We start from the raw sequence: 12,585 nt of genomic DNA on the forward strand, positions 1-12,585 counted from the left end.
ACGCCCAAGGCCAGTTGTTGGACAAAGCACAAGAGCCCACTTCGTATTTGCACGGCGGCTACGAGAACACCCTGCCCAAGATCGAAGAAGCCCTAGAAGGCCAGGACGTGGGCTTTGAGACCACCTTGAAGCTCGCTGCAGCCGACGCCTTTGGCGAGCGCGACGAAACGCTGGTGCAGACCATCGCCAAGAAAGACTTTCCGCCGGGCGTCAAAGTCGGTGGCCAGCTGCGTGGCCGCACACCCGAAGGGCAAGAGCACGTGTTCACCGTGATCAAGGTCAAGGGCGACCAAGTCATTCTGGACGGCAATCACCCCTGGGCTGGTCAGAACCTGAGCCTGAGCCTGAAGGTGCTGGAAGTGCGTGCCGCTTCAGCCGATGAAGTCACGCACCGTCATGCGCACGGGGCGCACGGTCACCACCACTGACCTGGAAACAGTCCCGCACGGAATACACCATCGAGGTGAAAAACATGGCCGCGACCATGAGTCCGGCGGGCATCAAAATGGCCATCAGCAAGCTGGGATCGCCCAGCAAGCTGGTCACCAGCATGGACACGGTGGCCACGGCAACGAAGAGGCCGAACCAGACTGCCACGTACACCATGAAGGCGCGCAGGTTTCGGGCACAAGCCACAAAGCTGAAAAACAGGCTTTTGACGGGGCTGACACCTTGCCAATGCACCAGTGCTGGCGCATGCCAGAACATCATGGCCAGCGGGATGTACAGCACCATGGACACCCACAGCGCGGCCTGAAAAGAAGCCGAATTGACCACGTCGGGGCTCATGTTGGCACCCGTCAGGTAAACCTGCGCAAAGGTGCCGCCATCGACCAACGCTGAAATACCCATGATGAGCAGGAACGCCACCGCGTACCAGGCGCCCAACTGCAACATCGCTTTGCGTTGAGGGCCTGATTTCAGCGCGGCAAACAGCAGGCCTGGCATGGGAAAGCGTTGGTCCTCGGCCACCTCTGTGGCGGCCATCATGCCCAGCGTCAGCGCAGGCAGCAGCACCAGAGCCAAAGCCCCGCCCAGCAGCGGCACGATGGACACCAGCGAGACCACCGCCATGAACAAGAAAAACAGGCCCGACAGGGCCAGGGGCTGGCGCCAGAAGGTGCGGATGCCCTGGCGGGCCCAGTTCAGGCCAGTGCGTGCGGGGACGATGTTCAGTTGCATGAGGTCAGTGGATCAGAGCGTCACGGCTTGCGCAATGCGCCCGCGCAACACCCGTTCAAAATGGGCGGGGTCGTGTGGCGTGAGCATGGAAGCTTCACGCGGCAGGTGATAGTCCCACAAACGCGAGATCCAGAAGCGCAAAGCCCCTGCGCGCAAAAGGGCAGGCAGCAAAGCGCGCTCGGCGGCGCTCAAGGGGCGCACGGCCATGTAAGCCTGCAGCATGGCCTGGGCGCGTGGTGCGTCGTGCAGGCCAGTGGCCAGGTCAATGCACCAGTCGTTCAGGCACACGGCCAAGTCAAACAACCAGGTGTCCACGCCCGCGAAATAAAAATCGAAAAAGCCTGTCAACTGCTCGCCATCGAACATCACGTTGTCTCGGAACAGGTCGGCATGCACCGGGCCGCGGGGCAGGGCGGTGTAAGCGGAGCTGGCGGCGATGTGGTTTTGGTAGGCCAGTTCGCTGCGCAGCAGGGCCGCTTGGGCATCATGGAGGTAGGGCAGTACCACCGGCACGGTCTCGTTCCACCAGGGCAGACCTCGCAAATTGGGCTGGCTGCGGTTGTAGTCGGCCCCGGCCAGGTGCATGCGCGCCAGCATGTCACCCACGGCGGCGCAATGCACGGCCTGGGGTTGCAACTGGCTCCTGCCCGCCAGCTTGTTGACCACGGCCGCAGGTTTGCCGCTCACGGTGTGCAGGATGTCGCCATCGCGGTTGGCGGCGGGGTTGGGCACCGGAATGCCGCGCCCTGCCAGGTGCTTCATCAGGAACAGATAAAAAGGCAGTTGTTCCTGGGTCAAGCGCTCGAACAAGGTGAGCACGTAATCGCCTTGGGTCGTGGTGGCGAAGTAATTGGTGTTTTCGATGCCGCCCTCAATGCCGCGCAATTCTGTCAGTTCGCCCAGGTTCAGGGACTGCATCAGTTGGGCCGCTTGGGACTCGGAGACTTCGGTGAATACCGCCATGGGAGAGCTTGTGAGGGGACCAGAGGGCTGGCCGGATAGGAAAGTGTCGATTGTAGAGGGGCAAGAAAGGGCTTTATCCCGGTACACAATCGGGGGATGAGCGAAAACACCCCCGATACCGCGAAGCCGACCCTGCTGCTGGTCGATGGCTCCAGCTACCTGTACCGCGCCTTCCATGCCATGCCCGACCTGCGGGCCGTGCCGGGTGACCCGACCAGCCCCGCCACCGGGGCCATTCGCGGCATGATCAACATGATGGAGCGGCTGCGCAAGGACGTGCCCGCCGTTTATGCCGCTTGCGTGTTCGACGCCAAAGGCCCGACTTTTCGCGACGAGATGTACCCCGAGTACAAGGCCCACCGCAGCCCCATGCCCGACGATCTGCGCTCGCAGATCGAGCCGATCCATGAGCTGGTGCGCCTGATGGGCTGGACTGTGCTGGACGTGCCCGGTGTGGAGGCCGACGATGTGATCGCCACGCTGGCCCACACGGCCGCGCAGCAGGGCATCGAGGTGACGGTGTCCAGTGGCGACAAGGACCTGAGCCAGCTGGTGAACGAGCACATCACCATCATCGACACCATGAACGGCAAGGTGCGCGATGTGGCGGGTGTGACCGAAGAGTTTGGCGTGCCGCCCTCGCTGATGATCGACTACCAGACCCTGGTGGGCGACCCGGTGGACAACGTGCCCGGTGTGCACAAGGTCGGCCCCAAGACGGCGGCCAAGTGGCTGCTCGAATACGGCTCGCTCGACAACCTGATGGCGCACGCCCACGAGATCAAGGGCGTGGCGGGCGAGAACCTGCGCCAGGCCGTGGACTGGCTGCCCAAGGGTCGGGCGCTGGTGTCCATGAAAACCGACTGCGACCTGAACGGCTGGGTGCCCGATTTGCCGTCGCTGGCCAGCCTGCACCTGCACGCGCCAGACAAAGACAAGCTGCTGAATTTTTACCAGACCTATGGCTTCAAGGGGCTGGTGCAATCGCTGGGCGGGGCCATGCCTGCGCCTGCGGCCAAGGCCAAAACCGCCAAGCCCAAAGATACCGGTATGGGCGATTTGTTCGGCGGTTCCGAAGACGAAGAAGCCCCGGCATTGCCCGCGCTGGACAACGCCGCCAGCGCGGTGCAGGGTGATTTGAAATACGACACGGTGCTCGACTGGGCGCTGTTCGACCAATGGCTTGAGCGCATTGAGCAAGCGCCGCTGACCGCCATCGACACCGAAACGACTTCGCTGGACGCCATGCGTGCCGAAATCGTGGGCATTTCGCTGAGCGTCACGCCCGGCGAGGCGGCCTACATCCCGCTGACCCACAACGGCCCGGGCGCGCCCGAGCAACTGCCGTTGGCAGACATCTTGGCCAAGCTCAAGCCCTGGCTGGAAAACCCGGCCCGCCACAAGCTGGGCCAGAACATCAAATACGACCGCCATGTGTTCGCGAACCACGGCATCGAGGTGCAGGGCTACGCCCACGACACCATGCTGGAGAGCTATGTGCTCGAAGTGCACAAGCCGCACGGCTTGAGCAGTTTGGCCGAACGCCATGTGGGCCGCCGGGGCGTGACCTATGAAGACCTGTGCGGCAAGGGCGCGCACCAGATCCCGTTTGCGCAGGTCGACGTGGACAAGGCCGCGCATTATTCGTGCGAAGACTCGGACCAGTGCCTGGACGTGCACCTGACGTTGTGGCCGCAGATCGAAGCGCATGCGAGCCTGAAGTTTGTGTACGACCTGGAGATCGCGACCAGCGAAGCGCTGTACCGCATCGAGCGCAACGGCGTGCTGATCGACGCGCCCACCCTGGCCGCGCAAAGCCAGGCGCTGGGCGAGCGCATCGTGCAGCTCGAAACCGAGGCTTACGAGATCGCAGGCCAGCCCTTCAACCTGGCCAGCCCCAAGCAGCTGGGCGAGATCTTTTTTGACAAGCTCGGCCTGCCCGTCATCAAGAAAACCGCCACCGGCGCCCGCAGCACCGACGAAGAGGTGCTGGAAAAACTGGCCGAAGACTACCCGCTGCCGGCCCGCATCCTGGAGCACCGCAGCCTGTCCAAGCTCAAAGGCACTTACACCGACAAGCTGGCGCAGCTGGCCCTGCCGCGCACGGGCCGCGTGCACACCAACTACGCGCAGGCCGTGGCCGTGACGGGGCGCCTGTCGAGCAACGAGCCGAACCTGCAAAACATCCCGGTGCGCACCGCCGAGGGCCGCAAGGTGCGCGAGGCCTTTGTGGCCCCCGCAGGCTGCGTGATTGCCAGCGCCGACTACAGCCAGATCGAGCTGCGCATCATGGCGCACCTGAGCGACGATCCGGCCTTGCTCAAGGCCTTTCATGAGGGGCTGGACGTGCACAAGGCCACGGCGGCTGAGGTGTTTGGCGCAACGCCCGACACGGTGAGCAGCGAGCAGCGCCGCTACGCCAAGACCATCAACTTCGGCCTGATCTACGGCATGAGCGCCTTTGGTTTGGCCAAGGCCTTGGGCATCGACAACACGGCGGCCAAGAACTACATCGCCCGTTACTTTGAGCGCTTTGCCGGGGTCAAGCAGTACATGGACAGCACCCGCGAGCAGGCCAAGGCCCAGGGCTATGTCGAGACCGTGTTTGGCCGCCGCCTGATGCTGCCCGAGATCAACAGCCCCAACGGCCCGCGCCGCGCCGGGGCCGAGCGCGCCGCCATCAACGCGCCCATGCAGGGCACAGCGGCCGACCTGATCAAGCTGAGCATGGTCGCGGTGCAAAAGGCGCTCGATGAACAAGGCAAGGCCACCAAAGTCATCATGCAGGTGCACGACGAACTGGTGTTCGAGGTGCCTGAATCTGAGGTTGAATGGGTGCGCACCGAGGTGCCGCGCATCATGGCCGGAGTGGCCGACCTCAAGGTGCCGCTCTTGGCCGAAGTCGGCTTTGGCCCGAACTGGGAGCAGGCGCACTGAGGTTCTGATGCCAGGGGTGAATGACCAGTTGGTTTGACAGATGAAAAAAACACAGGCAGACTAGTCTGATGACTAGTTTGAAGGGGGTTCAGATGCATGCATGGCCGGTACAAGACGCGAAAGCGCGGTTCAGTGAATTTTTGGACGCTTGTTTGGTTGAAGGACCTCAAATGGTGACCCGGCGCGGCACCGAAGCCGCTGTGCTGGTGCCGGTGCAAGAGTGGCGGCGTATGCAATCGGCAACTCGCCCCTCGTTGAAGCAATTGCTGCTTTCTGACCAAGCCCGCACCGACATGAGCTTGCCGCCACGCGGACAAGCCAAACGGCGATCCGTGAAGCCGCTGTTGTGAGTCAGCGTTATCTGCTGGACACCAATGTGGTGTCGGAACTGCGCAAGCCACGGCCGCACGGGGCCGTGGTGGCGTGGCTGCAATCGCTGGATGACGCTCAGCTGTATGTGTCTGCGGTCACGCTGGGCGAAATACAAGCGGGCATCGAAATGACGCGAGAGCAAGACCCTCAAAAGGCTCAAGAGATTGAGGCTTGGTTGGCGCTGGTGGCTGGCGCGTACAACGTCTTGCCCATGGATGCTGCTGCATTCACGGCTTGGGCGCGGTTGATGCATCGAAAGTCAGACACGTTCTACGAAGACGCCATGATTGCCGCCACGGCGAAAGTGCATGGACTGACCGTTGCTACCCGGAATGTGGCGGATTTTCGGGCGTTGGGGTTTGAGGTGTTCAATCCTTTTGTTGCGACCTAGTTCGCCAAGTTGCCAAAGAGACTATGGCGCATACCGTCATGCTCAGCCGAATTCCCGAAACCCCTTCAGCGCCGGCAGAGGCGCGAAGTTCGCTTCACGTTTTTGCTGAAACGCGCTGATCGCTTCGCGCACGTTGGCGTTGCTCCAGATCGCGCCTTGCAGCCAGCCCATGTGGCGCAGGCTGTCTTCGGTGCTGTGGTCGCGGGCGTAGTGCAGCACTTGCTTGGTGCCCCAGATGGCCACGGGCGGTTTGCTGGCGATCTCTTTGGCCGCTTGCAGGGCGGCGGCCACAGCCGCTTCGTGGGTGGGCAGCACGTCGTTGACCAGGCCGTGGGCCAGCGCTTTGTCGGCACTCAGGCGGCGGCCTGTGTAGGCCAGTTCTTTGACCAGGGCCATGGGCAGCAGCTTGGGCAGGCGCTGCAGCGTGCCCACGTCGGCCACCATGCCGATGTTGATTTCCTGGATGCAGAAGAACGCGTCGGCCGAGGCATAGCGCATGCAGCAGGCGGTCACCATGTCCACCGCGCCGCCAATGCAGCCGCCGTGGATGGCCGCAATGACCGGGATGCGCAGCTCTTCGAGCAGGGTGAAGGTGTGCTGCATGTCGGTCAGCAGGTCGTACACGGCAGAGCGGCCTTCGGCGCTGCTGTCGTCCATCTGGATGGCGCTGCCAAAGGTTTGCAGGTCCATGCCCGCGCTGAAGTGTTTGCCCGTGCTGGAGATCACCAGCGCCCGGGCGGTGCCCGCCTTATGAATGTCGGTCAGCACCTCGTGCAGCTCGCGCCAGAAGGTCGGGTGCATGGTGTTCATCGCCTCGGGGCGGTTGAGCACCAGGTGGGCAACGTGGCCCTCAGTCGTCAGGGAAAAACAGTTCAGTTTGTTCATGGGTGGTCTCCTCAGTGGCAATGTAGCCCTTGTCTGCGGGGGCGGCTGTCCCCGCCTTGACCAGCGTGCCCACCCGCACGCCCAGCAGGCGCAGGCGGCGTGTCAGGTCTACCCGCTTGAGGCATTGCCCAGCCACCTGGCGGATGCGTTTGGCGTCGGCTGTGTAGTCGGTCAGGCTTTGGTCGCGTGTCACAGCCTGGAAGTTGTCATACCGCAGCTTGATGCCGATGGTTTTGCCTTCGTAGCCTTTGCGCTGCAGGTCGGCCGCCACCTGTTCGCACAGCCGGGTGAAGACGGCCCCGAGTTCTTCGCGGTCGCGCACGGCGTGCAGGTCGCGCTCAAACGTGGTTTCGCGGCTCATGCTGACGGGCTCGCTCTCGGTCTCCACCGGGCGGTCGTCGCGCCCCCAGGCTGCCTCGTGCAGCCAGGCACCGTAGCTTTTGCCAAAGTTTTCAATGAGCCAGTGCTGCTCGCGGGCGGCCAGCTCGCCGATGGTGTGGATGCCAAAGCCCTTGAGTTTTTCATCGGCCTTGGGCCCCACGCCGTTGATCTTGCGGCAGGCCAGCGGCCAGATCAGGGTTTGCAGGTCGGCCTCGTGCACGATCGAGATGCCGTTGGGTTTGTTGAACTCGCTGGCCATCTTGGCGATCAGCTTGTTGGGCGCCACGCCAATCGAGCAGGTCAGGCCCGTGGCGTCAAAAATGCTTTTCTGGATCAGGCGGGCCAGCACACGCCCGCCTTCGCGCTGGCCGCCGGGCACCTCGGTGAAGTCGATGTAGACCTCGTCCACGCCCCGGTCCTGCATGACGGGTGCGATGTCGGTGATGATGCTTTTGAAGGTGCGCGAATAATGCCGGTAGCGCTCAAAGTCCACAGGCAACAGGATGGCCTGCGGGCAGAGCTTGGCGGCTTTCATCAGCCCCATGGCCGAGCCGATGCCGAACTGCCTGGCCGCATAGGTGGCGGTGGTGATCACGCCGCGCCCGGTGTAGCCTTCGATGCGCGGGAAAAAGTCGACCGGAATCCGGTCCAGCCGCTCTGCAAAGGTTTCTTCGGTCCATTCGCCCTCGGGGTAGGCCGCCTGCAGCTTGCCCAGCAAGTCGTCTTCCTTGCGGCGGCCGCCGCCAATGACCACCGGCAAGCCCTTGAGCTGCGGGTAGCGCAGCAGCTCGCAGGACGCGTAAAACGCGTCCATGTCGAGGTGGGCAATGCGGCGGGTCAGGGCGGTGGTCACCCTTCAAGCATAGCGCGAGCGCTGGCCACTCAGGCCGTCGGGAAGGTGCCTGGCAACAAGATATTCGTGCCCACGTTCTGGATGTTGGTGTGACCGCAAAAGGCCATGGTCACGTCCAGTTCCTTGTGGATGATCTGCAGGGCCTTGGTCACGCCTTCTTCGCCCATGGCACCCAGGCCATAGACCATGGCGCGGCCGATCATGACGCCTTTGGCACCCAGGGCCCAGGCCTTGAGCACGTCCTGGCCGCTGCGAATGCCGCCGTCCATCCAGACTTCGATCTGGCTGCCCACGGCGGCCACGATGGCTGGCAGGGCTTCAATGCTGCTGGGGGCGCCGTCGAGTTGGCGGCCGCCGTGGTTGCTGACCACGATGGCGTCAGCCCCGCTGGCCACGGCCAGCTTGGCGTCTTCCACGTCCATGATGCCCTTCAAGATCAGCTTGCCGCCCCATTGCTTTTTGACCCAGGCGATGTCTTCCCAGTTGAGCGTGGGGTCAAACTGCTCGTTGGTCCAGGAGGCCAGCGATTTCATGTTGGTCACGGCCTTGACGTGGCCGACCAGGTTGCCAAAAGTGTGGCGTTTGGTGCCAGCCATCCCTAAGCACCAGCGCGGCTTGGTCATCAGGTTGATGATGTTGGCAATCGTGGGGCGGGGTGGTGCGGTCAGGCCGTTTTTGAGGTCTTTGTGGCGTTGGCCGATCACTTGCAAATCGAGCGTGAGCACCAGGGCGCTCACGTTGGCGGCCTTGCAGCGGTCGATCATGCGGACCATGGCGTCGCGGTCGCGCATCATGTACAGCTGAAACCAGAAGGGCGCTTGCGTGTGGGCCGCGATGTCCTCGATCGAGCAGATGCTCATGGTCGACAGGGTGAAGGGGATGCCGAATTTCTTGGCCGCCATGGCCGCGTGCATTTCACCGTCGGCATGCTGCATGCCGGTCAGGCCCACGGGGGCGATGCACACGGGCATTTTGGTGTCGATGCCCACCATTTTCGTGGCCGTGGTGCGGTTTTCCATGTTCACGGCCACGCGCTGGCGCAGCTTGATCTTGTGGAAGTCGCTTTCGTTGGCGCGGTAGGTGCCCTCGGTCCAGGAGCCGCTGTCGGCGTAGTCGTAGAACATGCGCGGCACGCGCTTTTCGGCCAGAACGCGCAGGTCTTCGATGTTGGTGATCACGGGCATGGGGCAGTCTCCGAAAGGATGTCAGTTGTTCAAATCAACAGGCATCCTAGCCGCCCAGCGGCTCGGAGGTTGTGAAACTTGGGACAGCTGCTTTGAAATTTCTTGGGGCAGCCCAAGCCCCAGGGGGTTTTAGCTGGTGCAGCTGACGCTGCCACAGCCCGACATGGTCACGTTTTTGATGGCCGAAGGGTCGGCCAGGGTTTCGGTCACGCTGTCAAAGCCGACCGATTTCAGGTGCGCCGCCAAGCCCGCGTCCATGCTGTTGGCGTGGCCCGGGAACCATTCGGCCAACGCTTCAGCCAGGCGGGTGATGATCTGTTTGTCGGTGTCCAGGTAGTGGGCTTCCACCACGCGCATGGTCTCCAAAATCGTGGCGTGGTGCTCGGCGTGGCAGTTGTCGGCCGAAAAGCCAGTGGCCAGCATCCAGCGCTCTTCCTGGGCAAAGTGCTCGACCGTGTGGTCCAGGAACGCTTTGTAGACCGGCAGCTGCTCGTCCTCGGGCGTGGCCAGGATCTGGTTGATCATGTCCACAAACTCCTGGTGCGTCTCGTCCATGCGGGCGTCGCCCGTGTTGAGGGATTCGGTCCAGGGCATCAGGGTGGGGGTGGCAGTGGTCATGGCGATCGGTTCAATGGGGCTGAAGACGTTCCCGCAAGGACTGCAGGCGCTGTCTAGAAACCAAATTATCGCGGATAGCGCATGGGGCCTGTGTGACCCTGCAGCCTGGCTGGCTAATCGCTGTCGCAGACCCGCAAATGGGCCAGTCCATAGAGGGGGCCGCCTGTGAAGGGGCTGCAACACAGCTCGGTCATGCAAGCGCCCCAGCCATAGGCTTCGGAGACACTGCGCTGGGCGATCAGTTCCAGCCTGGGGTGGATCTGGGCGATTTCCAGGCCATTGTGTGCGCCCCATTGGAATGGGGCCATGAGGGGCGCAAAAGGCGCTTGCGGACCGATACCCCAAGGCGAAATGAAGTCGACCAACAACTCCGAGCCATCGGGGGCGTTGTTGGCGATTTCCCGCAAGACCGTGCGCACCTGTGTGGCGGGCAGGTACATCAAAACACCTTCACACACCAGCAACAGAGGTTGATGCGGCTCGCCCTGGTGAGGCTCCAGCTGTTTCCACCAGCCTGCCTGGGTCAGATCCAATGCCTGGTTTTTGCATTGCCCGGAGGTCTCGGGGATCAAGGATTGGCGCAAATCGATCACCTCGGGCAAGTCCGCGTCCACCCAGCTGTTGTGTTCATTGCGCAGCCACTGGAAATAATGCGCCAGCCCTGCGCCCAGATTCACCCCCGTGCTGTCGGGGTGCCGCTCGAAGAAGTTTTGTCCCAACTGTTTGATCAATTGCGTGCGCCACAACACGTTGAGCAGAACGGAGGCGTCACTGGGCGAAGGGGTGGCGACCACCCCTGCTGTGTTCAGCAGTGCCTCGGCATAGCGATCGCCAGGGTTGAGCGCAGGGAAGATTTTGGGGCCGTGCGCCCGAGCCGCCAAAGGAATCAGCAGTGTGCGAGGCAAGGCCTCCAGGGTGTCGAAGTCCGTGGACCCGGTGCGAAATTCCATGGTGTGCCTCCTTGTGGCCCGGTCGGCTTGGCCAAGGCCAGTGACGAGGCATGTGTTGTCGTGCAACAAAGAGGGCAGTCTTGCGGTTCTGGTGTGGGCGGTCTGTGTGTGGACGAACCCAAAGCAAAAAGGGGCAGCCGCATGCAGCGACTGCCCCTGGGTGTGGATCGGCTTTGAGGGTCAGGCCAAACGTGTCCGGTGACGCGCAATCTGCAGCCGCACTTGCGCAGGCGCTGTGCCGCCCAGCGTGTTGCGGGCATTGAGCGAACCTTGCAGGCTGAGCGGCCCAAACACATCGGCTTCGATGCGGCTGTCGAACTTTTGCAGGGTTTCCAGCGGCAGCTCTGACAGGTCCACGCCCAGGCCTTGGGCGGTCTTGACGGCGTGGGCCACCACTTCGTGGGCGTCGCGGAAGGGCAAGCCTTTTTTGACCAGGTAGTCGGCCAGATCCGTGGCGGTGGCGTAGCCTTTTTTCACGGCGGCTTCCATGGCGGCGGCGTTGACGGTGATGCCGCCCTCTTTTTGGCCGGTGGCGGGGTTGAGCTGTCCGCCGACCATTTCGCTGAAGATGCGCAGGGTGTCTTTGAGTGTGTCGACGGTGTCAAACAGCGGCTCTTTGTCTTCCTGGTTGTCCTTGTTGTAGGCCAGGGGCTGGCCCTTCATCAGGGTGATCAGGCCCATCAGGTGGCCGACCACGCGGCCGGTTTTACCGCGCGCCAGCTCGGGCACGTCGGGGTTTTTTTTCTGCGGCATGATGGACGAGCCGGTGGTGAAGCGGTCGGCAATGCGCACAAAGCCGAAGTTCTGGCTCATCCACAAAATCAACTCTTCAGAGAAGCGGCTGATGTGCACCATGCACAGGCTGGCGGCGGCGGTGAATTCGATGGCGAAGTCGCGGTCGCTCACGCCGTCCAGGCTGTTCTGGCAGACCTGCGCGTTGCCGTGTTCATCGACCATGCCCAAGGTGCGGGCCACGCGCTCGCGGTCCAGCGGGTAGGTGGTGCCCGCCAAGGCGGCGCTGCCCAGCGGCAGGCGGTTGGTGCGGCGGCGCACGTCGCTCATGCGTTCGGCGTCCCGGGCAAACATCTCGACATAGGCCAGCAGGTGGTGGGCAAAGCTCACGGGCTGGGCCACTTGCAGGTGGGTGAAGCCGGGCAGGATGACCTCGACGTTTTGCTCGGCCACATCGACCAACGACTTTTGCAGGTCGACCAGCAAGTCGATGATCAGGTCCATCTCGCTGCGCAACCACAGGCGCACGTCGGTGGCCACCTGGTCGTTGCGGCTGCGGCCGGTGTGCAGGCGTTTGCCTGCGTCGCCCACCAGTTGGGTCAGGCGTGCTTCGATGTTCAGGTGCACGTCTTCCAGGTCAAGCTTCCATTCGAAGACACCGGATTCGATTTCCTGGGTGATCTGCGCCATGCCGCGCTGGATGTCGGCCAGATCGCTGGCGCCGATGATCTTTTGTGCGGCCAGCATCTCGGCGTGGGCCAGCGAGCCCTGGATGTCGGCTTGCCACAGGCGTTTGTCAAAGAACACGCTGGCGGTGTAGCGCTTGACCAACTCGCTCATGGGTTCAGAAAAGAGCGCGGACCAAGCTTGGGATTTTTTGTCGAGTTGGTTTGTCATAGACGCCGATTTTATCGGGTGCAGGCGCCGTGGCCTGGCTTGGGCCTCCGATCCGAGCTTGGCGGATGATAGGTAACACCAACCGACCACAGATCTGACCCGATGAACTCGACATGTCAGCGCATCCCCTGTTTTGTCATCCCTGGCGAAGCCCCGGGATCCAGTGTGCAGCCATGCCCTGTGCAAATGCCAGCTGTGTGCAGTGGATCCCGGATCAAGTCCGGGATGACAGGTAAAACA

12 protein-coding genes are annotated in these 12,585 nt (G+C 62.8%); 4 read left to right on the forward strand and 8 right to left on the reverse strand.

All coding sequences use genetic code 11. The features are described 5' to 3' along the window. On the forward strand, window positions 1–428 hold a 428-nt coding region (locus tag Q1W40_RS00605), incomplete at its 5' end, for a peptidylprolyl isomerase (protein WP_300707799.1). Here the strand turns inward: Q1W40_RS00605 and Q1W40_RS00610 are convergent. Together Q1W40_RS00610 and Q1W40_RS00615 are read right to left on the reverse strand one after the other, a co-directional pair. Then, window positions 385–1,182: a BPSS1780 family membrane protein gene (locus Q1W40_RS00610; protein WP_300707801.1), complete on the reverse strand. Its 798-nt coding sequence runs from the start codon at window positions 1,180–1,182 to the stop codon at window positions 385–387. The genes Q1W40_RS00605 and Q1W40_RS00610 overlap by 44 nt on opposite strands. A gap of 12 nt (window positions 1,183–1,194) precedes the next feature. After that, window positions 1,195–2,145 carry a homoserine kinase gene (locus tag Q1W40_RS00615; RefSeq protein WP_300707804.1) on the reverse strand — a complete coding sequence of 317 codons (951 nt, stop codon included), beginning with the start codon at window positions 2,143–2,145 and terminating at the stop codon, window positions 1,195–1,197. Between the two features lie 96 nt (window positions 2,146–2,241). On the opposite strand from Q1W40_RS00615, the gene polA reads away from it, so the two are divergent. The 3 genes from polA to Q1W40_RS00630 all read left to right on the forward strand — a co-directional run bounded on the left by polA (window position 2,242) and on the right by Q1W40_RS00630 (window position 5,845). Further along, entirely contained in the window at window positions 2,242–5,082 is a 2,841-nt protein-coding gene (gene polA, locus Q1W40_RS00620) for a DNA polymerase I (protein WP_300707806.1), read from the forward strand. A gap of 92 nt (window positions 5,083–5,174) precedes the next feature. Beyond that, the gene (locus tag Q1W40_RS00625; RefSeq protein ID WP_300707808.1) at window positions 5,175–5,432 is read left to right on the forward strand and encodes a type II toxin-antitoxin system Phd/YefM family antitoxin; all 258 of its coding nucleotides are present in this window, start codon (window positions 5,175–5,177) and stop codon (window positions 5,430–5,432) included. After that, window positions 5,429–5,845: a type II toxin-antitoxin system VapC family toxin gene (locus Q1W40_RS00630; RefSeq protein ID WP_300707810.1), complete on the forward strand. Its 417-nt coding sequence runs from the start codon at window positions 5,429–5,431 to the stop codon at window positions 5,843–5,845. Before Q1W40_RS00625 ends, Q1W40_RS00630 begins: the two co-directional genes overlap by 4 nt. Before the next feature lie 42 nt (window positions 5,846–5,887). Here the strand turns inward: Q1W40_RS00630 and Q1W40_RS00635 are convergent, their stop codons facing one another. The 6 genes from Q1W40_RS00635 to argH form a co-directional block, all read right to left on the reverse strand. After that, window positions 5,888–6,730: an enoyl-CoA hydratase-related protein gene (locus tag Q1W40_RS00635; protein ID WP_300707812.1), complete on the reverse strand. Its 843-nt coding sequence runs from the start codon at window positions 6,728–6,730 to the stop codon at window positions 5,888–5,890. Then, window positions 6,696–7,925: a DNA polymerase IV gene (dinB, locus tag Q1W40_RS00640; RefSeq protein WP_300707967.1), complete on the reverse strand. Its 1,230-nt coding sequence runs from the start codon at window positions 7,923–7,925 to the stop codon at window positions 6,696–6,698. Before dinB ends, Q1W40_RS00635 begins: the two co-directional genes overlap by 35 nt. Before the next feature lie 68 nt (window positions 7,926–7,993). After that, complete coding sequence (locus tag Q1W40_RS00645; RefSeq protein WP_300707814.1) at window positions 7,994–9,148, reverse strand: alpha-hydroxy acid oxidase; 1,155 nt, start codon at window positions 9,146–9,148, stop codon at window positions 7,994–7,996. A 129-nt stretch (window positions 9,149–9,277) separates the two neighbouring features. Beyond that, window positions 9,278–9,766: a hemerythrin domain-containing protein gene (locus Q1W40_RS00650; protein ID WP_300707815.1), complete on the reverse strand. Its 489-nt coding sequence runs from the start codon at window positions 9,764–9,766 to the stop codon at window positions 9,278–9,280. A gap of 113 nt (window positions 9,767–9,879) precedes the next feature. Then, window positions 9,880–10,716, reverse strand: a complete 837-nt coding sequence (locus Q1W40_RS00655) for a class I SAM-dependent methyltransferase (RefSeq protein WP_300707817.1) — start codon at window positions 10,714–10,716, stop codon at window positions 9,880–9,882. 180 nt (window positions 10,717–10,896) lie between these two features. Beyond that, the gene (gene argH, locus Q1W40_RS00660; protein ID WP_300707819.1) at window positions 10,897–12,345 is read right to left on the reverse strand and encodes an argininosuccinate lyase; all 1,449 of its coding nucleotides are present in this window, start codon (window positions 12,343–12,345) and stop codon (window positions 10,897–10,899) included. Between the last annotated feature and the right edge of the window lie 240 nt (window positions 12,346–12,585).

The sequence above is a fragment of the Limnohabitans sp. genome, from assembly GCF_030158565.1.
Lineage (GTDB): Bacteria > Pseudomonadota > Gammaproteobacteria > Burkholderiales > Burkholderiaceae_C > Limnohabitans_A.

Excerpts from the sequence above, each read along its gene's own strand:
- Q1W40_RS00610 (WP_300707801.1), bottom strand. The coding sequence starts at position 1,182 with ATGCAACTGAACATCGTCCCCGCACGCACTGGCCTGAACTGGGCCCGC.
- dinB (WP_300707967.1), bottom strand. The coding sequence starts at position 7,925 with ATGGACGCGTTTTACGCGTCCTGCGAGCTGCTGCGCTACCCGCAGCTC.
- argH (WP_300707819.1), bottom strand. The coding sequence starts at position 12,345 with ATGACAAACCAACTCGACAAAAAATCCCAAGCTTGGTCCGCGCTCTTT.
- Q1W40_RS00615 (WP_300707804.1), bottom strand. The coding sequence starts at position 2,145 with ATGGCGGTATTCACCGAAGTCTCCGAGTCCCAAGCGGCCCAACTGATG.
- Q1W40_RS00645 (WP_300707814.1), bottom strand. The coding sequence starts at position 9,148 with ATGCCCGTGATCACCAACATCGAAGACCTGCGCGTTCTGGCCGAAAAG.
- Q1W40_RS00635 (WP_300707812.1), bottom strand. The coding sequence starts at position 6,730 with ATGAACAAACTGAACTGTTTTTCCCTGACGACTGAGGGCCACGTTGCC.
- Q1W40_RS00625 (WP_300707808.1), top strand. The coding sequence starts at position 5,175 with ATGCATGCATGGCCGGTACAAGACGCGAAAGCGCGGTTCAGTGAATTT.
- polA (WP_300707806.1), top strand. The coding sequence starts at position 2,242 with ATGAGCGAAAACACCCCCGATACCGCGAAGCCGACCCTGCTGCTGGTC.
- Q1W40_RS00655 (WP_300707817.1), bottom strand. The coding sequence starts at position 10,716 with ATGGAATTTCGCACCGGGTCCACGGACTTCGACACCCTGGAGGCCTTG.
- Q1W40_RS00650 (WP_300707815.1), bottom strand. The coding sequence starts at position 9,766 with ATGACCACTGCCACCCCCACCCTGATGCCCTGGACCGAATCCCTCAAC.